A 23,081-nucleotide genomic window follows, 5' to 3' on the forward strand; every position below is an offset into this window, starting at 1 on the left:
TCGCGCGCACCACGTGCTCCTGCCATCACGGACGGCAACACGGTATAGGCGGCCCGACGCGGTGGGAGCGTCGGCCGGGGCGGGAAACCGCCACGTTCTCGGATCGAGCGCTGGAGCCCTCGGGACGCGCCGGCTGGGCGGGGCATCCGGACCGACGGGGGCCGATTCCTCGCCGAGTCACCGCGCCGCCGGTGAGGCGCCGGTCGGCGGATTCCGCCACGGAGGTGCTCGCCCCGTACCCCCAGAACGGGGCGAGCACACTGCCGCGAACCAAACTCCGAGAATAATTCGCATTCCCGCGAGGGAAGTCGATTCCGGAAGCTGTGCTCCCGCATCGGCGTTTGCTACTGTTGACACTAGCATCACCACTGTAAACCATCACGGTGAAACGCTGTCAACAGGTGTTTACAGTGCTCAGCCTGGGGAAACTCATCGACTACCGGCAGACGAGAAGAACGCTATGAGTGCCAACGAAGCCGGACGCGAAAACACTTTCGCGGCCAAGCTCGCCCATCTCATCGCCACGGTGCACCCACCGGACCGGGGGACCTACAGCTACCGCGAGATCGAGGCGGGAATCCGGCACCTACCAGGGGCGATGTCGGCGCAGTACATCAGCCAGCTCAAGACCGGCGCGCGCACCAACCCCAAGATCCACTACGTGGAAGCCCTGGCCGAGTTCTTCGGTGTTCCTGCGGGCTACTTCTTCGACGACGAGGTCACCGACCGCATCGACGCGCAGATCGCCGACCTGAAGACCTGGCGGGACACCGAGGCCCGCGACATCGCCCAACGCTTCGCCGGGCTGGACCGGCGGGACCGCAACACGGTCTCGAACCTCATCGACAGCCTCGACTCGTACAACTCCCGACCGCGCCATCAGCGCGCCCGCCGCAAGACCGGCCGCGACACCACGGCCTAGGACGTAGGATGTGCCGGTGCCGACCCGCGACAGCCGTTCCCCGGGCGAGCGCGGACACCTGCTCGCCCGCCTCGTCACCGAGCTTCTCGCTCCCTGGGTGATCGTGCTGGTGCTGCCGCTGGTGGTGGCCGGTCGGGCCACGGCGGGGTTCGGCTCCACCCTGCTGTGGGGAATGGTCGTGGCGCTGACCAGCAGCGTGCTGCCGATGGGCGTCGTGGTCTGGGGCAGCCGCACCGGAAGGTGGGACGGGCACCACGTCCGGGACCGCCGGGGAAGGCTGGTGCCGTTCACCGCGCTGATCGTGCTGAGCCTGCTCGGACTCGCGCTGCTGATCGCGGGCGATGCGCCCGAGAAACTGATCGCGCTGGACATCAGCATGATCATCAGCCTGTTCGTCACCGGCACGGTCACGGTCTTCTGGAAGATCTCCATGCACACCGCCGTGGCAGCCGGAGCCGTGACCGTGCTGGCGCTGCTCTACGGGCCCGCCCTGCTGTGGGGCGCGCTGGTGACACTGGCCGTCGCCTGGTCCCGCGTGGCCGTACGGGACCACACCCCCGCCCAGGCCACCATCGGCGCACTGACCGGGGCGGTGGTCGGCGGCGGCTCGTTCGCGCTGCTGCTCGGCGGCAACACCGCGCTGTGATCGCGGGGTAGCGGTTCGGGAACCCACGACTCGTTCCATCCAGCCGCTCTCCTCGGGGTGGCGCATGTCGTACTCGAACTTCTGCCAGGCGTTCCACCCCCACCACGTCAGCAGGGCGAGCGGAACCAGGACGACCCGCGCCACGACGAGCCACTTCGTGCGAACGCTCGAACCGCGAACCCTTCAGTTCGGTTCGGTCATTCTCCCGGTCCGCCCGTACACCTCGAAATCACGCACCGTCCCGGTGGAGTGGAGGTGCGCTGTATCGGCCTGCTCGAACTAGACCGACCTCTTCTTCAGGTTTCCGCGTCCCTCGCCGGGGATTCCCCGGCCGTAGTTCTCGCGCACCTGGACGTGACAGTTCGTCGGCCTCCCACCGCTTCCGATCCCGTTCCCGCTCGGTCTCTTCGGTCAGAGGCCGAGAGCGCGCCGCCACCCGGGCGATCTCGTCACAACCGACGATCGAGAGCCCCGTTCGAAACGACCTACCGCTGCGGTGCCTCCCGCCTCCCGCTGTCTCCTCCGGCGGTGTCCGGGCACGAAACACCCCCTGCGGGACCGCGACCGCAACAGGCCGGGGCGAGCATGGCAGTCTCGACTACCCGGAAAAGCTCGGCGAGTGGCACACGAGCACCACGCGGAGCACGCGGCCTTACAGGAGGAGTGAACGGATGGGCGCGGTCCAACGCACCGGGCATCCCGGACAGCGGAACTACCGATTAGCGGTCTACCCGAACCGAACGAGGATGGCACTGGTCGTCCTGGGGGCGCTGGCCTTCGTGCTGTTCGGGCTGTTCATCTGCTACCAGGCGATAACCGCCATGGGCTCGGCACCGTTGGCCGGTTTCTTCCTCGCGCTGAGCGCACTCGCGATCGTGTTCTTCGGCGGCTGCCTGATCTACGGCGTCGTACGGCTCGCGCGGCCGAAGCCGGTGGTGGTGCTGGACAACGAAGGACTGCACGACCACGCCTCGTTCACCGGTGTCGGGTTCGTCGGCTGGGGAGAGATCTCCGGGGCGATGGCGGACAACGACGGCGTGCAGCGCCTGCTCAGCGTGACGCTGTTCGACCCGCGTGAGGTGCTCGACCGCACCACGGGCTGGCGTGGCTTCCTGGTACGCGTCAACGCCAGGATGATGGGAACCCCGGTCAACATCTCGCAGAACATGGTCGCGATGCCGATCTCGCAACTGGCGGCCGAGATCCGGTTGGCGGCCGAGAAGGCCACCGTCGACCGCTGAGAACTCCGCCCTCCGCGCGCACCAGCCTTCGGAAGCGCTGCTCCGATCGAATGATCGAGTTCGCCCGGAAGAAAGTTGTGTTTACACAACGGTCGTTCGCGTCGCATATTCACTGTGGACCGATCACGAACACGGATACGGAGCCGAATTGGCGCTCGACGAGGCGACCAGCGCGATGCTGGCCGAAATGGCGACACAGGACGCGAAACCGCTGCCGGAGATGACCCCGTCCGAAGCACGCGAGTTCGTGGCCCTCCAGCAGCCCGCAGCGGGGGCACCCGTTCCCGAGATGCACCGGGTGGATCCGGTCGAGGTGCCGGTCGACGGTGGTGACTCGATCCGGGTGCGGCTGCTCACGCCGAACGACTCACCGCGCGGGACACTGGTCTACTACCACGGCGGCGGCTGGGTGCTGGGAGACATCGACGGCTTCGATCAGCTGGGACGTACCCTCGCCGTCCGCACCGGCTGCGCGGTCGCGCTGGTGGACTACCGGCTCGCACCGGAACACCGCTACCCCACCGCCGTCGAGGACGCGATGGCGGCGCTGCGGTGGGCCGACAAACAGCGCGCGGAGCTCGGCGACGCGGACATGCCACTGCTCGTGGCGGGCGACAGCGCGGGCGGTAATCTCGCCGCCGTGGTGGCGCGACGCGCCGCGCGCGAGAACGGCCCCGAACTCGCGCTACAGGTACTGGTCTACCCGGTGACCGACCACGACTTCGACACCGCCTCGTACCTGGCGGCGGAGAACCAGCTGATCCTGACCCGCGAGGCGATGCGGTGGTTCTGGGACCACTACCTGCCTGACCGGGAACGACGCGACGAACCCGACGCCTCGCCGCTGCGCGCGGCCGAGCTGTCCGGGCTGCCGCCCGCCGTGGTGCTCACGGCCGAGCACGACGTGCTGCGCGACGAGGGCGACGCCTACGCCGAACGGCTGCGGCAGGCCGGTGTCCCGGTGCACCACCACTGCTTCGCGGGGCAGACGCACGGCTTTCTCCCCCAGATCGACGTGCTTCCCGGCAGCGCGGCGGGACTCGACTACATAGCCGGAGCGGTCGAGCAACACCTCACGTCGCGGCGGGAACACACCTGATTAGGACGACCGCGACAGCGGAACCGGGAGGTCGAACGTGTCCGAACGCCACCACGCGGAACCGGACGCGATCGTGGTCGGAGCAGGCCTGGCCGGGCTCTACCAGCTGTACCGGCTGCGCGGGCTGGGCCTGCGGGTGCGGGTGTTCGAGAGCGGCTCCGACGTGGGCGGCACCTGGTACTGGAACCGCTACCCCGGCGCACGGTGCGACGTGGAGAGCATGTCCTACTCCTACTCGTTCTCGCCCGAGCTGGAGCAGGAGTGGACGTGGACGGAGAAGTACGCCGCGCAGCCGGAGATCCTGCGCTACGTCGAGTACGTGGCCGAGCGCTTCGACCTGCGGCGCGACATCACGTTCGACACCCGCGTCACCGACGCCCACTACGACGAGCACGCGCGGCGTTGGCTGGTGCGCACCGACACCGGTGAGGCGGTGAGCGGGCGCTTCCTGGTGATGGCGACCGGCTGCCTGTCGGTGAGCAAACCTCCGGAGCTGCCGGGTATCGAGCGCTTCGCGGGACCGGTGCACCACACCGCTCGCTGGCCGAGCGAGGGGGTAGACCTCACCGGGCAGCGGGTCGGCGTGATCGGCACCGGCTCCTCCGGCATCCAGGTGATCCCGGAACTGGCCGAACAGGCCGCCGAGCTGACGGTGTTCCAGCGCACCCCGAACTTCAGCATGCCCGCCTTCAACCGTCCGCTGCGCGAAGACGAGGTCACCGCGCGGAAGGCCGACTACCGGCGGTGGCGAGCGGCGCAGCGCGACTCGTACTCCGGCGTTCCCCGCGAACCCGCCGAACGTTCGGCGCTGGACGACCCGCCCGCACGGCGCGAGGAGACCTACCTGCGGGGATGGCGGGAAGGCAGCCTGTTCGGAATCCTGGGCAGCTACGCCGACATCCTCACCGACCGGGCCGCCAACGAGACCGCAGCCGAGTTCGTGCGCGCCAGGATCCGCGACAGGGTGCACGACCCCGAAACCGCCGAGACACTCTCCCCTCGCGAGTTCCCGATAGGAACCAAGCGTCCGTGCCTGGACACCGGCTACTACGAGACGTTCAACCGGGAGCACGTGCACCTGGTAGACCTGCGGACCACCCCGCTGACCGAAATCACCGCAGCCGGGGTGCGCACCTCGCGGCGGGAACACGAGCTGGACACCCTGGTGTTCGCCACCGGTTTCGACGCCATGACCGGCGCGCTGGAGGCGGTCGACATCCGGGGCAGGAACGGCCTCGCACTGCGCGAGTACTGGTCGAGCGGGCCGAGGACCTACCTCGGGCTGGCCGTAGCTGGGTTCCCCAACCTGTTCACCGTGACCGGACCGACCAGTCCTTCGGTGCTGAGCAACATGATCGTGTCCATCGAGCAGCACGTGGAGTGGATCACCGACTGCCTCACCCACATGAACTCGAAGGGGCTGACCGAGATCGAGGCGACCGAGCGGGCCGAGCGGGAGTGGCTCGACCACGCGGCCGAGGTCGGGAAGGCCACGCTCTACCCCGAGGCCGACTCGTGGTACACCGGCGCCAACGTACCCGGCAAACCCCGCGTGCTGCTGGCCTATGTGGGCGGAGTCGCCGCGTACCGGCGGTGGTGCGAGCAGGTGGCCGCCAACGGGTACTCGGGTTTCTCGCTTCGCTAGTGGATGTTCCGGAGTGGCTCGCGTGCGTGGTTACGTGGCGGAACCTCTGGTGCGGCTCTCGCTCCGGTCAGGCCCGACATCGAGTAGGTACTACACAACGTCGGGCCTTCCTCGCGAGAGCCGCACCCGAGAACCCACCGGTGGCCGGGCTGCGTGAGTGGTCGCAAGCGGCTGGTGCCGCTTGACGTGGCCAGGTTCTTCGTTCCCTGCCGGACTGGGCGGGCACGAAACCCGCTGACCCACGTGCTCCTCGTTTCGACGGGCGATTCCGGAACGCGTCGACCAGCGGGCGACCTCGAGGTGCGGCGGGCTCTCACACCAGATCGGTGGGATCGGTGTTGGCGCCGCACAGCACCACGGCGAGGCGCTCGCCCCGTTCAGGCTGGTATTCTCCGGCGAGCAACGCGGCCAGCGCGGCGGCCGTGCCGTGTTCCACGACGATCCGGTAGCGCTGCCACAGCCGCCGCCTGGCCGCGAGGATGTGCTCGTCGTCGACCAGCACCGAGCGCGCCCCCGTCCGCCCCGCCACCTCGTGGGCGATCTCGCCGATCCGGGTGGCGCCGAGCGAGTCCTTGGCGACGCCGGAGACGGCCACGTCGGTGGGACCGCCCTCGGCCAGCGCGGTGTGCAGCGTCGGGACGCCGGTCGGTTCCACCCCCACCACCCGCGCGTGGGATTCGAGCGCGGCGGCCACACCCGCCATCAGACCGCCGCCTCCGACGGCCAGCAGCACGGTGTCGAGTTCACCGCCGGTCTGCTCGAACAGTTCCGTGCCCAGCGTGCCGTTGCCCGCGCACATCTCCGGCTGGTCGTAGGCGTGGCAGAACGCGGCACCGTGCCGCTCGGCGTCCTCGACGGCCGCGCGGTAGGCCTCGGAGTACCGCTCGCCGACCGCGACGACCTCCGCCCCCAGTTCCCGCAGCTTCGCCCGCTTGAACGCCGGGGCGTTCTCCGGCACGTAGACGCGCGCGGGGATGCCGTACCGGGCGGCGGCATGGGCCACGGCCATGCCCGCGTTGCCGCCGGAGGCGGCCACCACCCCGGACTCACCGATCCCGCCTTCCTCCAGGGCCGAGACAACCCGGTTGAACGCGCCCCTGGCCTTGAACGAGCCGGTGTGCTGCAGCTGTTCGAGCTTGAGCCAGGTCCTCGCCGCCGCGGGGACCAGCTCCGAATCCAGCTCGAGGAGCGGGGTGCGCCGGACACTGCCCGAGATTCGTCGCCTTGCCGCGCTAACATCCGAATGAGTGATCACGGTTCCAGCCTGCCTCGCGCTCCGGCGGCGCGAGGCAGCGGCCCGAGGAGCTCGGCGAACGGAACACGGGAACCGGACGAAACCACGGAACTCCCGCCTGGTCCCGGCCACAGGATGGCCAACCGCCCATGCGGCATCTCCTCGACTCCTGTGCTGCTCCACGAGCTCCGCGCCATCCGAGGCGCACCCCGCCGCGGGAAGTGGATCGAACCGGCGAACTACACAGAAAGTGGATCAATGCGTTTCGTGGACACCTTCGGATCGACCTGGGAAGCGAAACGGCAGTGGCTGCCGTGGCGGCGCAGGTTCCGTCTCCGGGACAGCTTGGGGCGCATGGGCTTCGTCGAGGGGATCAGTGAACTGCCCGACCTCGTCGTCGCACTGGCCTTCGCGGTGCTGATCATGCTCCCGATCCTGCTGGAGCTGGTGGTGCGGCTCGTGGTGCTGCCCTTCGTGCTGCCGCCGCGTCTGGTGGGAGCGATGAGCACTCCGGTGCGGATCCGCTGCCTCGACGAGAACCTCGCGACGGAGGGCCGGATATTCAGATTCTTCCAGAAGATATCGATCCCGGACGCCTGGGACATCCGGATCAGCGGTTTCCGCCGGGCCGGGAGGTTCCGCCGCGCGGCCGTGGAGCTGGTGACCGGACACGGTCGCGGCGCCGACCTCGAAGGGCTCGCCACCGCGCATCGGGGCCGAGCGGTAGCGGTCCCCGCACGGGAGGGGCGGTAGCGGAGACCCCGCTGCCGCCTCCGCACGGTGTTCGGCCCCCGCGATCGCCGATTCCGCTACTCGGGCGAAGTCGCGGCGTCCCGGTCGATCGGCCTCTCGAACAGGGTCACGGGAAACAGGCCGCGAACCGCGTGCCTGCCCACCTCCCGGAAACCGTGGGCGGCGTAGTAGGAGCGCAGCACGTCGTTGGACTCGGCGCAGTCGATCCGGAGGGTGTTCACCCCGGCGGCACGGCCGAGGTCGGCGGCGCTCTCCAGCAGGAAGGTGCCCATGCCGGTCCGGGCCATCGAGCGGTCGACCATGAGCCCGTGGACGTAGACGGCGGGCGTGGTGTCCTCGCCCCAGAAGTCGGGGTCCGACCACAGCACCCGCATCCCCGCGACCACGCCGAGCTCCGGCAGTCGCACGCGGTGCCACTCCGCGCGCTCGATCTCGCTCACGATCCGGTCGAGCGTCACCTCACCGCGCGGCCACTGCTGAATCCCCTTCTCGTGCAGCCACTCCGCCAGCCGCTCACGGAGGCCGTGTATCTCGGTGGCCTCCTCGGGGACGGCCGCCTCCAACCGCCAGGTCCGCGTGTCGGTCACGCGGGACAGCTTAGATGACTCCGCGCGGCACCCGGTTCCGCCACCCAGTCCGGTCCATAGTGGACTTCAAGGGTGTCCGCCGCGAGACTTCCCGCATGACGAAGCCGCCCTTCCCGGAAGCCACCGAGCACCGCGAGTCGCGGACGGAGGTGTTCGTCGGCTACCTCGACCACCTCCGCTCGGCGCTGGTCGACAAGCCGCGGGGACTGCCGGAGGACGAACCGCGCTCCAGTCGACTGCCGTCCGGCTGGAGTCCGATCACGCTGATGTCGGCTACGGCACCACGACGATCTTGCCGACGTAATCGCCCTCCCGGAAGCGCCGCCGCGCCCGGTGAATCTCGTCGAGCGAGTAGCTCTCCGCGACGCGCGGGCGCGGCCTGCCGGAACGAGCCGCCGCCACGAGCTCGGCGAAGTGCGCGCGCGTGTGCATCGAGGAGCCGATCAGGCTGAGGTTGTGCAGGTACAACCGGCGAAGGTCGAACTCGATCACCGCCCGCGCGATGGCCCCGGCGACGACACAGCGGCCGTCGTCGCGCAGCAGCGGCAGCAGACGCCCGAGCTGCGGGCCTCCCACGACGTCGGCCACGGCGTCCAACCCCTCCGGTGCGAAGTCCCCGATCCGCTCGGTGAGATCGGCGGACCCCCGAAGTGCCACTCGACGCGCCCCGGCCGCGCGGACCTCCTCTTCCTTGCCGCCGCTGGTGATGGCCAGTACCTCCGCCCCGCGCGCGGCGGCCAGCTGGACCACGGCCAGCCCCACCCCACCGGAGGCTCCGGTGACCAGAATCTTCTCCCCGCCGGTGACTCCGGCGCGTTCGAGCATGCCCATAGCGGTGCCGTAGGCGATCGGCAGCGCGGCCAGCTCCTCATCCGACAGCGGCGAGTCCGTCACGTCGTGGGCCTGCCGATCGGCCACGAGCACGTACTCGGCGAAACCGCCGTCGTACTCGCTGCCCAGCAAACCGACCGGTGGGGCGTGGGGCCCTTCGTCCCGGTACTCGGCCGGATCGACCAACACCCGGCGCCCGATCCGATCGCCGGGCACTCCGTCCCCGACCGATTCGACCACTCCCGCCACGTCACCGCCCTGGATCCGTGGGAACGAGATCGGCCCGCGCCATCCCGCGAGAGCCTCCGGGTCACCGGGCAGACCGTAGGCGCCCTCCCTGGTCCAGATGTCGGTGTTGTTCAGGGCACCGGCACCGACCCGCACGAACAGCTGCCCGGGACCGGGCTCCGGTGTCGCCACGTCGTCGCGGTGTTCGAGCCTTTCCGGGCCACCGTGTCCCGTGAGCAGTACAGCGCGCATCGCACGCCTCCTTTTTGTGTAGACAGGTCTGTCTACTACAGTGTGGCAGAAGCACCGCCGGGGCCGCACGCGGGTAGTCGTGAATCGGGGGTTCCCGGACCGGCACGACCACGACCGGACGCCGGTACGCTCGAGCCGGTCGGCCGTTCAGCGCCCCCGCTTCGAGAGGGCGGGCGTGGCGAGCTCTTCGAGAACGAACGCGGCGCGCTCCCGCGGATCGGCGCGGGGAAGCGTGACGAGCTCGTATCCGAGTCGGCCGTAGACCTCGACCATCATCTCGTGGGTACGTTCGGCCTCGGCGAGATCCTGCCGCCGTTGTTCGTCCCGCTCGAAGATCTCCGGCCAGGGCGCGGCGACGAAGACCCGACGGTGGTAGCGAAACTTCTCGGCCGCGGTGTGAACGTGCTCCGGAACCTCCACTCCGGCGAGTCGCAGGTATCCGACCACGTCGGGAACACCACGATCGAAGAGCACGAGGCCCCGCCGCTGTCTCGCCCAGTGGTGGGAACGCATCTCCCAGGAGAGCATCAGCTCGGCGAACAGCGCGCGATCGCCCCAGGGCAACGCGGAACCGCCGACAGCGGTCTGGTCACGGATCACGGCGCGACCGGCCTCGGGCATGGTGGTCACCCCACGACGCGCGAGCTCGTCCGACAACGTGGTCTTGCCCGAACCGGGGCCGCCGGTCACCACGACGAACCGGCCGGTGTCGTCCTCGGCCACCGAAAAACCTCCCTCGTCATCGCGGAGACGTACGTGAAGAGCGGGGCGTGGGCGGGACGGCGCGCGGATGATGCCGATGAAGATCATGGCGGCCGGACGGGGCGGGGCGATCGGGCTCGAAACCGCGCGGCGGGCGGAACCTCAGTCGCCGCGGCGAATCCCCGGTCATCGCGGAGAGGCGGCACGCGACGGACGGAGTCGCGGCGAGCGGCACCCACGCTACCGCGAGCGCACGGCGGCCAGCACGTCCGGGGTGACCGGGTCCCGGACGTCGTCGAACTCGCGGTGTCTGTCGAGGTACTCGGCCACGAACGGGCAGACCGCGACCGCCCGCATCCCCGACGCCCGCGTGGCACGCAGCGCGTCCGAGATCAGCCTGCTGCCCAGGCCGCGCCCGGCGAAGGCATCGTCGATCTCGGTGTGCACGAATATCCGCTGGTTCCCGCGATCCACGTACCGGGTGAACCCCGCCGTCGCACCGCCGAGGGTGATCTCGTAGCGGTGGGAGTGCGGCACATCGGTCACCGACACCTCGGACCGCGCGTCCTCGGCGTCGTCGTGCTGCTCCTCGGCCATCCACCCACTATGCCGCACACTCGAAGGAAGGACTACCCGAGGCCACGAGGGAACGCGAGAGGACGATGAGCAATCTGGAGACGGCTCCGCGGGAGCTGACCTGCACCAGCGCCGACGATCGGGCGGGACGCGCGCGGGCGCTGCGTCCCCGCGAGGTGCCGCTGGGCGGACCGCGCGCGATGACGGTGCGCCGCACGCTGCCGCAACGGGCGCGGTCGCTGATCGGGGCCTGGTGCTTCGTGGACCACTACGGTCCCGACGACGTCTCCACGACCGGTGGCATGCGGGTACCCGGACATCCGCACACCGGGCTGCAGACCGTCTCCTGGCTGTTCAGCGGCGAGGTCGAGCACCGCGACACCCTCGGCACGCACGCCAGGGTGCGGCCCGGTGAGCTGAACCTGATGACGGCCGGGTCCGGTATCGCCCACTCCGAACACTCCACACCGGACACACGTGTGCTGCACGGGACGCAGCTGTGGGTGGCGCTGCCCGAACGACACCGCTTCACCGAACCCGCGTTCGACAACTACGCGCCGCCGGTCCTGGAACGGGACGGGGCCCGCGTGTCGGTGTTCCTGGGCAACCTGCTCGGCCGGACCTCACCGGTGCCCACCTACACACCACTGCTCGGCGCCGAGATCACGCTGTCGGCCGGGCGGAGCCTGGACCTGGAGATCGATCCCGACTTCGAGCACGGTGTGCTCGTCGACACCGGCGAGGTGACCGTGGCAGGGATCGAGGCGAGCGCGGGCGAGCTGGTCTGCCAGGACACCGGTCCCGGACGACTCACGCTGCGGGCAGCGGACGAGCGGGCACGGGTGCTGCTGCTGGGAGGTCGACCGCTCGGCGAGCGGATCGTCATGTGGTGGAACTTCGTCGGACGCGGCCACGAGGAGATCGCGGCCTACCGCGAGCGGTGGCGGCACGAACGCGAGCACCCGGACACCGGGCAGGACCGGCAGTACGGGGAGTTCCCCGCCCAGTGGACCGAAACCCTGCCCGCGCCGGAACTTCCCAACGCGCGGCTCAAACCCCGCGAGTGACCCGCCCCGCCGCGGTCGTGCACGGCTTTCCACCGGCCCGCTCGCGGCGGGTGGCTACGTGGTGCCGAAGTCGGGGAGGGTGATCGAACCGTCCGGGGCGATGGGGAAACCGGGGTTGTGGGCGATCTCCCAGGCGTGCCCGTCGAGATCGGTGAACACCCCGGCGTAACCGCCGTAGAACGTGTCGGCGGGTGGACGGGTCACCGTGGCTCCCGCCCGCTGTGCGGCCTCGACGACCTCGTCGACCTCGTGCTGGTGACGGACGTTGTGCGCGAGGCAGATCCCACCGAACCCGCCGTCGCCCTCACCGGCCAGACCGCTGTCGGCGGCGAGCTCTTCCCTGCCCCAGAGCGCGAAGGCCATGCAACCCGTCTGGAAGAACACGATCCCCTCCAGCGCCTGGCCTCGCCACCCCAAACTCTCGTAGAACTCCTTGGCCCGCGAGAGGTCGGCGACACCGAGAGTGACAAGGCTGATCCGCTGTTCCATGCTGGCGAAACTACCGCGAAGCACCGACACTCGCCCGGCAACGGAGCTCTCCGCGAAGTCTGCCGCGCCGGGAACCGAGCCGGAGCGGACCTCGGGGGAAGCGAGCACTCTGACCACTGTCCGCCCTTTCCCGAGGTGCGGCGTGCGGCGCCGCTAATCCCCCTCGACGGTGAGCGTGCCGCGCGCGAAGGTCGCGAGGATGCGCTGGTGCGTCTGGCGCGGCAGGTGCCGGTTGCCCGGCTCGCCGAGCGGTGTGCCCGGTCGGGCCGGGGCCTGGTCGAGCAGCTCGTCGATGCCTGGCCTGGTCAGCATCAGCAACCCGTGGGTCGCGCGCGTGCAGGTGACGGCGAGCCTGCCGAAGGCCGAATTGAACTCGTCGAGCCGCGAAGCCCCGCTGAGCGGATGAATCGCCACCGTGAGGCGATTCGTCTGCCCCTGCCACGAGTCGACCGTGGAAGCCACGACCTCGGTCTCGTGCAGTGAGTATCTCGCCCGCAGGCGTTCGGCGATTTCGGTCGCGTCGTCCACCGCCTGGTTGCGCGTCGCCAGGACCGCGACCAGCGGCTCACCGGAACCGTCACCGGGACGCGCCGTGCCCGTACTCCCAGTCGGAGCCCCCTTGTCGTCGTACTCCGCGTGTTCCAGCACGAAACCCGAGGCGAACAGGGCATCCAACATGGACTCGGCCGTCCGCAGCAGCGGCAGGTCGACGTCGGCCGCCTCCGGGTCCGGCAGCCCCGCCACCTCCAGCAGCGTCGGCACCCCGGTGCCGACCTGCCGCCACACCTCGGCGGCCTCCCCCGCGAGTCCCTCCGCGACCAGCGCCCTGTCCCCGGGGCCCGCCACGCAGTTGAGCTCGCCCCACTGCGGGTAGAACGCCCGCCACAAATCCAGGTGCCCGGCCGCCGGCCGCCAGACCGCCGGAAGCTCGACCGACCAGGTGCGCTCGTCGCTCTCGAAGTCGGTCGGCCAAGCGCGGTAAGGGTTGAACCCCGGATCACCCCGCCACGGGTTCGCACCCGCCTCCAACGGAGGGAGCTGTCCGACGTCACCGACCCCGACCGTGATCGGGGCCGCCCCGACGACCCTGTCGAACAGGTGGTGCGGAAGCTGCCACGCCTCGTCGACGAACAGTACGTCGAACACCGCGTCACCGTTGTGCCCCGCGCCGAGGTGCTCGCCCAGCCGGTCCAGCTCACCGGGAGCGCCGAGCTTGTGACAGGTCGAGACGACCACCCGGCACTCGGGCGGAATCCCCGACGCGGAGGTGACCGGCGTCGAGTTCGAACGCGCGTCCTCCGGCACCTCCTCCTCCCGGCCACTGCCGACGAACAGGCACACCCGCTCCCGGCCCAGCATCCCGCCGAGCGAAGCCGCGAGCGGATGGACCTGCTTGTTCGTGAAGGCGATGACCGCCACCCGCGAGCACGCGGGATGCTCGACGGCATCGGCCACCAACCTCTTCAGGACGAAGGACTTTCCGGCACCCGCCGCCGCCCTGAGCAGCAACCGGTCCACCGGAGCCGTTCCGGACAACGCGCCACGCAGCACTCCGACCGCCTCGTCGGCCACCACGGCGTTGCCCACCGCGGCCCGGTCGTGGTGCACGCGGTCCGCGGCCGGGGGATCGGGCCGGGAGAACTCGACCGTCACGACATCACTCCAGGTCGTCCATTGTCGTGCCGTCCGGTGGAGGCGTCACCGGCTCGGCCGTGGCATCCCCGGCGGGCGAGGTCACGGCAGCCACCTCGAACCCGTCCCGGTCCACCACCGGCGGCCACGCCTCCGGGTTGAGCTCGCCGCGAGCGCGGCGCTCGGCGAGCTCGTCGGAGCGCTCCGCCTCGGCGTCCTCGTGCGGACGGCAGCAGTGGGCGTGTGCCTCGGGGTCCTCGCGGTGGGAATCCGGCTCGCACGTCGGCTTCGGGGCCGATAGATCATCGACCCGGGGCCTGGCGACGTTGAGGAACCGGTTGCCCTTGTTCGTCGAGAACCATCCGAAGTCCGCCACGACCAGCCGGTCACCGACCGAGAGCTCGGGAACGCTGTCCGGTTCCCAAACGAGACGACGCGTGGGCCCACCGTCCCCGAGCTCGCGCAACGGGCCGATGGACAGCCCCGAGAACTTGAAGCTCGTCCGCTGGATCTTGAGACCGATCTCCGCCCCCTCCACACACGCCTCGCCGTTGACCAGCAGCAACACGATCCTGCTGGCGTCGCCGATGCGACGGGACTCCACGTCGAGCACCAGCGGTTCGGTCGCCACCACGGTGGCGTGGGCGACCTCGCGCGTCCCCGCGTCCGCGGCGAGATCCTCGGCAGCTCCGGGATTGGCCATCGCCAGCAGCTGATCCCGGCACTTCCCGTCGCTTTCGATGACCGGCACGAGCGCGTCGCGCCAGTAACGGGGCGTCCTGCCGAACCGCACCAGGTCGGAGGCGTGCCGGGCCAACCTTCGCCGCCAAACCGCCTGGGCGTCCCCCTCGATCTCGCGGTGAACCTCGCGCAGTCGCGAGTCCGGCACGGTCTCCAGCACGTTCAGGGCCCGTTCGAGGACTCCCCGCTTGTAGTCGAGCTCCTCGGTCACGAGCGAGGTGTAGTCCGCGAGTTCCGGGGAATCCGCGGCGGAGGACCGTCCGGACCTCGCCGCCACCAACGCGGCGTGAACGGCGTCGGAGCAGCGATTGGTCAGGCGGGCGCCCGGGGTGTGCGGTGCGGCCTCGATCTCGTCCTCGAGATCGCGTGGTTTCACCGGCTCGCCGCCCAGGGATTCCGCCCAGGCCACCAGGTAGTCCAGCCGGTAGGAGGCGACAGGGGGTCCGCCCGCCACCACATGCCGTGCCAGCGCGGCGCGGACGTCGACGACCGGTGAGCGGAGGGTGAGCGCCCTGGCGCGGTCCTCCTCCAGCAGGAACGAGACCGCTGTCCGCTCGGCCTCTCCCAACGGGGGGCGGGATCTCGGCGGGCTCCCCGTCGAACGTCAACGGCTCACGTCCCATCCGCACGTCCCGTTCCCAGCGCAGCCCGCTGAGCTCGACACCGGCCAGGTTGTCGGCGATCGAGACGAGCACGTCGGTCGTCGGCTCGTCCGGGACGACCAGGTGAACGGGGCCGGGGTGCTCCTCGTCGCGGTCGCGCCGCTCCGCCATCGCGTCGGAGAGTTCCCGCCCGAGCAGCCGCATCACCTCGCGGCGGGTCCGCGCGGACTGCGGATCGTCGAACACGGTGGTCCGCCACGGCTCGGAGCCGTGCGCGGTGACGCGCCGCGTGGCGATGCCGTGGACGCCGAGCGCCGCGGCGTCCGATTTGGCCAGTACGACCTCGACGGTTCCCGGCCGTCTTGCCTGGTCGACGCGCCGTTGACCGGTGGACCGCGCGATCCCTTCCAGAGTCGCCGTAACGTTGGCGATCGTGGACGCGGGCACGTTGCCCGGTTCGTCCGACCCGGTCACGAGACCGACGAGCTGGGGGCGCGTGTCGCTGGGGATTCCCAGCTCCACCAGCAGGTCGGCCGGGTCGTCGGAGGCGCGGAGTTCCTCGCGGCAGTAGGAGAACAGGGGGCACGTGGTGCAGGAGGCGGGATCGAACGTCGCCCGCAGGTGCGCCACGTAGTCAGCGAGGTTCGCGGCTTCCTCGGGAGCCGACCGCTCGAACTCGCGCTGCCGCTCCGCCAGCCGCATCCGCACCTCGGCGCGGTGGTCGCCGAGCGCTTCGACCAAGGCCTCGGGCTGCAGGAAGGCGTTGCGCGGGACGGCGAGCACACCGTGCGAGTGAACCGACATGCCGCTCGGCAGGTGCGGGCTGAGCGCGGCGGACTCCGCCGCGAGGGCGACTCGCAGAAAACCCTTCAGCAGGGTGGCGTCCCCGATCCGGGAGCGCAGCCGCTCGTAGTCCTTGGCGTCACCGAGGACCAGCCAGGAACCGCCGGGCACGTCGCCCCTGGGAGCCACCACGGCGAGAGCTGACTCCACGTCGGACTCGGCTGCCACGGCCCGGTCGCCCGGGGGCGCCGCGTTGTCCGCTGTGTCGGGCACGGGCGCGAACGGCAGCGCGGGGGAGCGCAGCAGCGTCACCGAGCCGTCGGAGACGGTTCTGGAGTGCGCGTCCTCCAGCAAGCCCCTGGTTTTGTCGGCGTCACCGTGCGCGTCAGCCGTGACGATGCCGGTGGGCCGGTCCAATCCGAGCCCGCCGACCGTGGTGGTCGCCAGCTCGCTCGCGAAGCGGTCAGCGTGCACCAGGCGTTCGAAGGTGACGGCCCGCGTCCAGCGGGCGGCCGGGATACGGGCCGAGTCGTCGGGGTGACCGATCTCGGCCGCGAGCCGCCGCCGCGTGCGTCCGACGAGCAGCGGGTCGGTACCGCGGAACCGAGCGCAGGCGACGTGCGCGGACGCGACGACGTCGCTCGCCACCGCGAGCGAGTTCTCCACCATGTGAAAACCCCCGTTACGAAACCCCGGTGGCGAGCCGGAGCGCTCAGCCGAGCACGAGGCGACAGGTCACGGCCCACGAGTGTAGGAGACCGTGATCCGGCGGAGGCGCGTGTGCCCAGCGTAGTCGATCGGCGCACTCCTGCGCTCAACTTCTCCCGGAGGCTGATTCGGGGTGTTCAGGAGAGTTCCCCGCCGGCTGAGAATCCCAGGAGCCACGGATGAGATCGGCGACCTTCCGCATCTCCGCTTCGGGCCGCAGCGGAAAGTCCTCGCTGGTCTGCACGATCGCACCGCTGTCCAGCTCTGTTTCCACCACCTCACCCTTGATCACGCTGTCGTTGAGCGCACCGCCCTCGTGATGCGGTGCCAGATGAACGTGCAGGTGGTCGAACGAGCCACCGAAAACGTAGACGTAGACCAGCTCGGCGTCGGTCGCCTGCTTGACCGCGCGCATGCACTCGGCCAGAACAGCGCCGAAGGTGGTCGCCTCCACACCGTCCAGTTCGTGTAGGTAGCGGATGTGCCGCTTCGGCTCCAGAAACGAAAAACCCGGCACCTCACCCAGCAACGCGGTCGTCATCCGCCAGTGACGATCCTCCCAGACCTGCACGCGCATGAGCTCGGAGTCGCCTTGTGTCCCACTGCACAGTAAACAGCTCGCCATCTCCAACATCCTCTCGATGTGCTTGATCCGCACGAAAATGGCAAGGATCAACGACCACGGTCGTACAGCCTGTCACTGTGCTCGCCTCCGAACACACTCGTCGTCGTTTCGCCATGCGGGCGATGCAACGATTCATTGGGCAGCGGGCATTTCGCAGCAGGGGACACTGGCGTCACCGCACCCGTTCGATCACGATGGGCGCGACGATTCGCTCCGGCTGGTCAGGGACTTCCAGCAGCGAATGAGCGGCCCAGTTCGTCGTCGCACCATTGGTGACCACCAAGTGCAGCAGGCCGTTGTAGGCGAGATCCCACATGTCGCGGTCCTCCTGCAGCTCGTCCACCTTCACCTGCACCTTGCGCCCCCCACTGTCCTTGAGGTCGAGGTGCATCGACATTCCCCGGTGGCGGACTTCGATGTCGGTGAGCTCGTACAACAACACCCAGGTGCGGCCCACTTCCAACCAGTCGGCACCCACCGCCGGATCGACCAAGCGGAAGATCTCGTACATGCCCAGTCCAGCCACGGCGAGGGCTGCCCAAGTCCACGGCATACTGAGCCAGCTGTAGTCGAGCCCCTGTCGAAAGCCGATCAGAATCCCGATCAGCACGAATCCGGCGAGGCCCATGCCGATCGAGTAGCGCTGGCTGTGCCTGTACCACTCCAGCACCGGCGCCCCTGCCCCTCGGGCGGCGTGGGTTTGCGCCACTGACTGCGATCCCGTTCCGAATCCTGATCCTTCGGCGGCTTGTCCCACTTGAAAAACCCCGGTGCCCGCGGCGGGCGCGGCTCACCTGTCCACGGATCCGGACGGGGCGGCAGCTGCTCCGGCACCACTGGATTCTCCTCGGACATCCCTCGTCCCGTCTACTCGCCCGTCAGCAGACTTTCCGCCTCGGTCGCGAGGAAATCCCCGGCCATGCTCCCGAGAGCCCCACCGACCACGGTGCCAACACCCGGGAAGATCGCCGAGCCGAGCGCGGCACCGGCAGCGCCCCGACCGCCGCTCCACTCAGGCCGGCGCCGGCATCCATCGCGGCCTCTCCCGCCGTGTCGGTTCCGGACGCGTAGTCGATCCCTTCCGAAACTACGGTCGCCGCTGTCCCTGGATACGGCACGCCCCGAAGCACGGAACCGGCTCCGTCGACGAGCTTGGATCCGCCCTTCACGTACTTGCTCGCGTCCGCGGCGATGATGTCGCCGCCACGCTGAACCGGAAAGTCGGCGGTGCCATCGCCGAACCCTGGTGCCATCGCCGAACCCTCCTGAACGCAGGCGATCCCACGAACCTTGCTGGCAGACAGCAGAATCCACGGCTGATCCGCTCCACCCCCGGCGAGGAACGTGTCCGACGTCGAATACCCCAGAACCACCAGCTGCGCGGGCAGCGAGTCGGTCTCGTCCGGGGCATGTACCCGGGGTTTCTCGGCGAGTTCGACCATCACGGGCTCCGGCTCAACACGGGCTGTGCCGCACGGACTCCAACCGAACCGAACCTCTCCAGTCCTCGGTTTCGCGCAGAATGACCGCCACGGGGTCGAAACCCGCGTAGACATTCACCCGAAGGGCTCCACTCGGAAGCTTCTGGACGCTGCCGCGAGATCGCTCACGCCGGTTCGCAGCCTTCGACATGGGATCAAGTACACGTGATCTCGCCCCACGATTGAGGTCACAAACTGGGTCACAAGAACCGCCAAAGCGGGCCCCTGGAGATGAAACCCCAGTTCAGCACCGGAGCCGCTGAGGGGACTCGAACCCCTGACCTTCCGCTTACAAGGCGGGCGCTCTGCCAACTGAGCTACAGCGGCACGCGTGGATCGACTCCACGCGTCCCCATACTAATCCCCGCCGGCACACCAGTGCGGAACCGGGTCGGTGAACCCTACGACCGGAGCCGCGAAGCACAGCTTCGGCACTGCCGCCGGGAGTTCCCCGGGAACCACTCGAACGGGCGGTCACTCCTCGCCCAGCGCTGTCCCACGATGCGGTAACGGGCGGTTGCCCTGGCGAATTCGGGAGTAGGCTCGGGCGCGGAGCACGGTTCACGCCAGCTCCCAGCACCACCCCGGCCACCGCGAGCACCACGACGCCACACGTCCACCTCATGACGCCGGGAACCGCCGGGGCGGTGGTACCGGCACCGTGAACCGGACTCCTCCGCTCGTCCCGGCTCCCGCACCGACCGACGTGTCCCCGCTCGGCGGGAACCTCCGGACCAACCGGAAACACCGTCGCGACCACGCCCCAGCGGGGCAGCCCTCCGACGAGGCGATACCGGAGCACGACACGCCGAGTCATGTCGTCCTCCAGTGATGGACGCCACCCGGAGGGAATGCAACGGTGCGTACGTGGACGGCGATTCCAGTGGTGAACAGCACGAACCGCGCATCACGCGGAAGGTCTTGCAAGGAGGAAAAGCGGCAGTGGGAATCACGCAGCGCGCACGTGGTGTGCTGCGGCGGCGCGATCCTTCCGAAACCGTCGGGACTCGCAACGTCGTCTACGGCCCCGCCCTGCCTGACGACTCGACGGTCCACCTCGTACTCGAACTGGCACTGCGCATCGGCGAGATCCAGATGGCCAGCGGCGTCGGCGCCTCCGACGTCAGCGCCACCATCACCAGCGTCACCGACGCCTACGGTCTCCCGCACTGCGAAGTGGACGTGATCTACACGTCCATCACGGTTTCATGCTATCGGGGGACGGAGAACCTCCCGATCACCTCGCTGCGCGTGGTGCGCAACCGTTCGCTGGACTACACCCGGCTCGCCGGGGTGGAGCACCTGATCCGCCGTATCGTCGCGGGTGAGATCACCACCTCCGACGCCTACGCCGAGCTGGAGACCATCGCCCGCGCCCCGCACCCCTTCCCGCGCGCCGTGGCCACCCTCGCCTGGGCCGGTATGGCCGCCGCCCTCTCGGTCCTGCTCGGCGGCGGCACCACCCCACCGATGCTGCCGCTGGTGGCCGCAGCCTCCACCGCGCTGGTGGACCGCGTGGGCCGGGTGCTCAACCAGCGCGGCCTCCCCGTGTTCTTCCAGCAGACCGTCGGCGGCGCGCTGGCCACCAGCGTCGCGCTGGCCTGTTTCGCCACCGACATCCTTCCCACGGCCGCGCTCGCGGTGGCCGCGAACATCATCGTGCTGTTGTCCGGCATGACCGTGGTCGGCTCCATGCAGGACGCCATCACCGGCTACAACGTCACGGCGGCCGGCCGGATCGCCGAACTCGCCCTGACCTCGGCGGGGCTGATAGCCGGTGTGGTACTCGCCCTCTACCTCGCCCTGCGCATCCTGGGGGCCGACGCCCTCGGCGGCGGGCTGAACGTCCAGGAACTCGGTGGGGGTGTGTTGCCGTTCCCAGGTCTGCTGGAACTGCCGCTGCAGGGACTCGCTGGAGCCGCCACCTCCGCCTGCTTCGCGGTGGCGAGCTACTCCCCGCCACGCCCGCTGATCATGGCCGCGGGCGGTGGGGCCATCGCCGCCCTGGTCTTCCAGCTCATGGCCCGCCTCGAGTTCAACCCGATCTTCGCCTCGGCGATAGCCACCACCATAGTCGGCTTCATCGGCGGGGTCATAGCGCGCAGACTCCGTATCCCGGCATTGGTGGTGGCCGTCTCCGGCGTGGCACCACTGCTCCCCGGGCTGGCCACCTACCGAGCGCTGTACGAACTGTCGGTGCAGGGCAATCCGGCGGGGCTGTCCACCCTGATGATCGCCGCGGCCACCGGGCTGGCACTCGGTGCGGGAGTGGTGCTCGGCGAGTTCCTGTCCCAGCCCGTGCGCACAGGGCTCGGCAGGCTGGAACGCCGCATGTCGGGCCCCAGAATGTCCGGGCCGCTGCGTCCCACCGGTCGCAGGTTGGACTGAGGCCGTGGTCCCGCCGGTGACGAACCGTGACCGTTCGGGACCGTCACTAACTCCGTTCCGGCGGGAACCGAGTGACGGGAATTCCTGCCCCGCACGCACCCCGCACGGTGATCGGACCCGACCAACCGCGTTGCGACGCTCGAACCACGCGAAGTGGATCACGATTGACTAACCTCGATGCCGGGTAACCGATTTCAGGAACCGACCTAGGAGGCAGACCGGTGACCAAGGGCAACGAGCCCACGAAAGCTGACTTCGTCGTCGTCGCCAACCGGCTGCCGGTCGACCTGGAACGCATGGAGGACGGAACCCAGCGTTGGAAGCACAGCCCAGGCGGGCTGGTCACCGCGCTGGAGCCCTTCCTGCGCGCCCGCCACGGGGCGTGGGTCGGCTGGCCGGGCGTGGCCGACGTCGAAGTGGACCCCTTCGCCGACGGGGACATGTGGCTGCATCCGGTGCGCCTGTCGGCGGCCGAGTTCCGGGAGTACTACGAGGGGTTCTCCAACGCCACGTTGTGGCCGCTTTACCACGACGTGGTGGTACCGCCGGTGTTCGACCGCTCCTGGTGGAACACCTACCAGCGGGTCAACCAGAGGTTCGCCGAAGCGGCTGCCGAAGTCAGCGCCGAGGGCGCGACCGTGTGGATCCAGGACTACCAGCTGCAGCTGGTACCGGCGATGCTGCGCGAACTGCGCCCCGACCTGCGGATCGGTTTCTTCCTGCACATCCCGTTCCCACCGGTCGAGCTGTTCATGCAGCTGCCGTGGCGCACCGAGATCGTTCGGGGGCTGCTCGGCGCCGACCTGGTGGGTTTCCACCGGCCCGGTGGTGCGCAGAACTTCATGTGGCTGGCCCGCCGTCTCGCCGGTTTCGAGCCCAGCCGCGCGCAGGTGGGGGTTCGCTCGCGTCCCGGCGTGGTTCAGGTGGGCGACCGCGTCGTGCGGGTGGGGGCCTTCCCGATCTCCATCGCCTCCGGCGAGCTCGACCAGCTCGCTCGCACGAAAGAAGTACAGCAGCGGGCCAAGGCCATCCGCGCGGAGCTGGGCAATCCGCGCCGGATCATGCTCGGGGTCGACCGCCTGGATTACACCAAGGGCATCGACGTGCGCCTCAACGCGATGTACGAGCTGCTGTCCGAGGGACACGCGAGCGTCGAGGACGTCGCGATGATCCAGGTCGCCACCCCCAGTCGGGAGCGGGTGGAGCACTACAAGCAGATGCGCGAGGACATCGAGCGCAAGGTCGGCAGCATCAACGGCGAATTCGGCCGAGTGGGTCACCCGGCCGTGCACTATTTGCACACTTCGGTGGACCGAAAGGACCTGATCGCGTTCTACTGCGCGGCCGATGTCATGATCGTCACGCCGGTTCGTGACGGGATGAACCTCGTCTGCAAGGAGTACGTGGCCTGCCGCGGCGACCTCGGGGGTAGCCTCGTACTCAGTGAGTTCGCCGGAGCGGCGGCCGAGCTCACCAGCGCCCTACTGGTGAATCCGCACGACCTGGACGGCGTCAAGGACACCATGCTGGCGGCCCTGAATCTCGACCAGGCCGAGGGACGCCGTAGGATGCGCGCATTGCGTAGGCAAGTGCTCACGCACGATGTCGACCGCTGGGCGCGGTCGTTCCTCGAGGCGTTGGGTACTTCGCCGACGAGTTGAAGTGTGATCGACGGTGAACTTTCACCTCTGCGGAACCGGGTGGGACGGATGAGCTACGGCACGGCTGGCGGTGGATCCCGCACCACGGCCGGTCGCCGTCACCGCCCGGAACGCGAAAGACGGCCTCGTCACGAGTCGCCGTTAGTCTCGGCGACCCGACCACTTCAATAGCGACATACCGGTCGACC

Annotated in this window: 21 protein-coding genes and 1 tRNA gene; 10 read left to right on the top strand and 12 right to left on the bottom strand. The window is 69.5% G+C overall.

Going from position 1 to position 23,081, the window contains the following annotated elements:
* Positions 1–460 precede the first annotated feature (460 nt).
* The 5 genes from BLQ75_RS02425 (at position 461) to BLQ75_RS02445 (ending at position 5,553) form a co-directional block, all read left to right on the top strand.
* Positions 461–922 carry a helix-turn-helix domain-containing protein gene (locus BLQ75_RS02425; RefSeq protein WP_092596958.1) on the top strand — a complete coding sequence of 154 codons (462 nt, stop codon included), beginning with the start codon at positions 461–463 and terminating at the stop codon, positions 920–922.
* A 16-nt stretch (positions 923–938) separates the two neighbouring features.
* Positions 939–1,568 carry a phosphatase PAP2 family protein gene (locus tag BLQ75_RS02430; protein WP_170837277.1) on the top strand — a complete coding sequence of 210 codons (630 nt, stop codon included), beginning with the start codon at positions 939–941 and terminating at the stop codon, positions 1,566–1,568.
* A 671-nt stretch (positions 1,569–2,239) separates the two neighbouring features.
* Entirely contained in the window at positions 2,240–2,809 is a 570-nt protein-coding gene (locus BLQ75_RS02435) for an STM3941 family protein (protein WP_092596961.1), read from the top strand.
* Positions 2,810–2,957: 148 nt separating this feature from the next.
* Entirely contained in the window at positions 2,958–3,908 is a 951-nt protein-coding gene (locus BLQ75_RS02440) for an alpha/beta hydrolase (RefSeq protein ID WP_092596964.1), read from the top strand.
* Positions 3,909–3,945: 37 nt separating this feature from the next.
* On the top strand, positions 3,946–5,553 hold the full coding sequence (locus tag BLQ75_RS02445; RefSeq protein WP_092596967.1) for a flavin-containing monooxygenase: 1,608 nt from the start codon (positions 3,946–3,948) through the stop codon (positions 5,551–5,553).
* A 313-nt stretch (positions 5,554–5,866) separates the two neighbouring features.
* On the opposite strand, the gene BLQ75_RS02450 is transcribed toward BLQ75_RS02445, so the two are convergent.
* On the bottom strand, positions 5,867–6,808 hold the full coding sequence (locus BLQ75_RS02450; RefSeq protein WP_092596970.1) for a threonine/serine dehydratase: 942 nt from the start codon (positions 6,806–6,808) through the stop codon (positions 5,867–5,869).
* A 237-nt stretch (positions 6,809–7,045) separates the two neighbouring features.
* On the opposite strand from BLQ75_RS02450, the gene BLQ75_RS02455 reads away from it, so the two are divergent.
* Positions 7,046–7,540 carry a hypothetical protein gene (locus BLQ75_RS02455; RefSeq protein WP_092596973.1) on the top strand — a complete coding sequence of 165 codons (495 nt, stop codon included), beginning with the start codon at positions 7,046–7,048 and terminating at the stop codon, positions 7,538–7,540.
* Between the two features lie 56 nt (positions 7,541–7,596).
* On the opposite strand, the gene BLQ75_RS02460 is transcribed toward BLQ75_RS02455, so the two are convergent.
* The 4 genes from BLQ75_RS02460 to BLQ75_RS02475 form a co-directional block, all read right to left on the bottom strand.
* Positions 7,597–8,127: a GNAT family N-acetyltransferase gene (locus BLQ75_RS02460; protein ID WP_092596976.1), complete on the bottom strand. Its 531-nt coding sequence runs from the start codon at positions 8,125–8,127 to the stop codon at positions 7,597–7,599.
* A gap of 273 nt (positions 8,128–8,400) precedes the next feature.
* Complete coding sequence (locus BLQ75_RS02465) at positions 8,401–9,438, bottom strand: zinc-binding dehydrogenase (RefSeq protein WP_092596978.1); 1,038 nt, start codon at positions 9,436–9,438, stop codon at positions 8,401–8,403.
* 147 nt (positions 9,439–9,585) lie between these two features.
* Entirely contained in the window at positions 9,586–10,161 is a 576-nt protein-coding gene (locus BLQ75_RS02470; RefSeq protein WP_244515183.1) for an AAA family ATPase, read from the bottom strand.
* A gap of 219 nt (positions 10,162–10,380) precedes the next feature.
* Complete coding sequence (locus tag BLQ75_RS02475; protein WP_092596982.1) at positions 10,381–10,737, bottom strand: GNAT family N-acetyltransferase; 357 nt, start codon at positions 10,735–10,737, stop codon at positions 10,381–10,383.
* A 65-nt stretch (positions 10,738–10,802) separates the two neighbouring features.
* Here BLQ75_RS02475 and BLQ75_RS02480 point away from each other — a divergent pair, with 65 nt between their 5' ends.
* Positions 10,803–11,783: a pirin family protein gene (locus tag BLQ75_RS02480; RefSeq protein ID WP_092596984.1), complete on the top strand. Its 981-nt coding sequence runs from the start codon at positions 10,803–10,805 to the stop codon at positions 11,781–11,783.
* A gap of 54 nt (positions 11,784–11,837) precedes the next feature.
* Here the strand turns inward: BLQ75_RS02480 and BLQ75_RS02485 are convergent, their stop codons facing one another.
* From BLQ75_RS02485 to BLQ75_RS24095, 3 genes are all read right to left on the bottom strand, one after another.
* Positions 11,838–12,272 carry a VOC family protein gene (locus BLQ75_RS02485; RefSeq protein ID WP_092597322.1) on the bottom strand — a complete coding sequence of 145 codons (435 nt, stop codon included), beginning with the start codon at positions 12,270–12,272 and terminating at the stop codon, positions 11,838–11,840.
* 153 nt (positions 12,273–12,425) lie between these two features.
* Positions 12,426–13,925: an AAA family ATPase gene (locus tag BLQ75_RS02490; protein ID WP_092596987.1), complete on the bottom strand. Its 1,500-nt coding sequence runs from the start codon at positions 13,923–13,925 to the stop codon at positions 12,426–12,428.
* A gap of 4 nt (positions 13,926–13,929) precedes the next feature.
* Positions 13,930–15,213: a hypothetical protein gene (locus BLQ75_RS24095; RefSeq protein ID WP_244515185.1), complete on the bottom strand. Its 1,284-nt coding sequence runs from the start codon at positions 15,211–15,213 to the stop codon at positions 13,930–13,932.
* Between the two features lie 157 nt (positions 15,214–15,370).
* On the opposite strand from BLQ75_RS24095, the gene BLQ75_RS24100 reads away from it, so the two are divergent.
* The gene (locus BLQ75_RS24100; RefSeq protein ID WP_244515186.1) at positions 15,371–16,234 is read left to right on the top strand and encodes a hypothetical protein; all 864 of its coding nucleotides are present in this window, start codon (positions 15,371–15,373) and stop codon (positions 16,232–16,234) included.
* A gap of 610 nt (positions 16,235–16,844) precedes the next feature.
* Here the strand turns inward: BLQ75_RS24100 and BLQ75_RS02500 are convergent.
* The 4 genes from BLQ75_RS02500 to BLQ75_RS02515 all read right to left on the bottom strand — a co-directional run bounded on the left by BLQ75_RS02500 (position 16,845) and on the right by BLQ75_RS02515 (position 19,171).
* Positions 16,845–17,363 (bottom strand): HIT family protein, encoded by a 519-nt coding sequence (locus tag BLQ75_RS02500; protein WP_211481113.1) that lies wholly within the window; start codon positions 17,361–17,363, stop codon positions 16,845–16,847.
* A 172-nt stretch (positions 17,364–17,535) separates the two neighbouring features.
* A complete protein-coding gene (locus BLQ75_RS02505; RefSeq protein ID WP_244515187.1) occupies positions 17,536–18,072 on the bottom strand; it encodes a hypothetical protein in 537 nt (178 codons plus the stop codon).
* 169 nt (positions 18,073–18,241) lie between these two features.
* Entirely contained in the window at positions 18,242–18,805 is a 564-nt protein-coding gene (locus tag BLQ75_RS02510) for a hypothetical protein (protein WP_092596992.1), read from the bottom strand.
* 293 nt (positions 18,806–19,098) lie between these two features.
* Positions 19,099–19,171: transfer RNA gene (locus tag BLQ75_RS02515), tRNA-Thr, on the bottom strand.
* 615 nt (positions 19,172–19,786) lie between these two features.
* Between BLQ75_RS02515 and BLQ75_RS02520 the strand changes: the two genes are divergently transcribed.
* Together BLQ75_RS02520 and BLQ75_RS02525 are read left to right on the top strand one after the other, a co-directional pair.
* Positions 19,787–21,232 (top strand): threonine/serine exporter family protein, encoded by a 1,446-nt coding sequence (locus tag BLQ75_RS02520; protein ID WP_092597324.1) that lies wholly within the window; start codon positions 19,787–19,789, stop codon positions 21,230–21,232.
* A 221-nt stretch (positions 21,233–21,453) separates the two neighbouring features.
* A complete protein-coding gene (locus BLQ75_RS02525) occupies positions 21,454–22,893 on the top strand; it encodes an alpha,alpha-trehalose-phosphate synthase (UDP-forming) (protein ID WP_092596995.1) in 1,440 nt (479 codons plus the stop codon).
* Positions 22,894–23,081 lie beyond the last annotated feature (188 nt).

Origin of the sequence: Actinopolyspora xinjiangensis, from assembly GCF_900104475.1 — a bacterium.
GTDB lineage: Bacteria > Actinomycetota > Actinomycetes > Mycobacteriales > Pseudonocardiaceae > Actinopolyspora > Actinopolyspora xinjiangensis.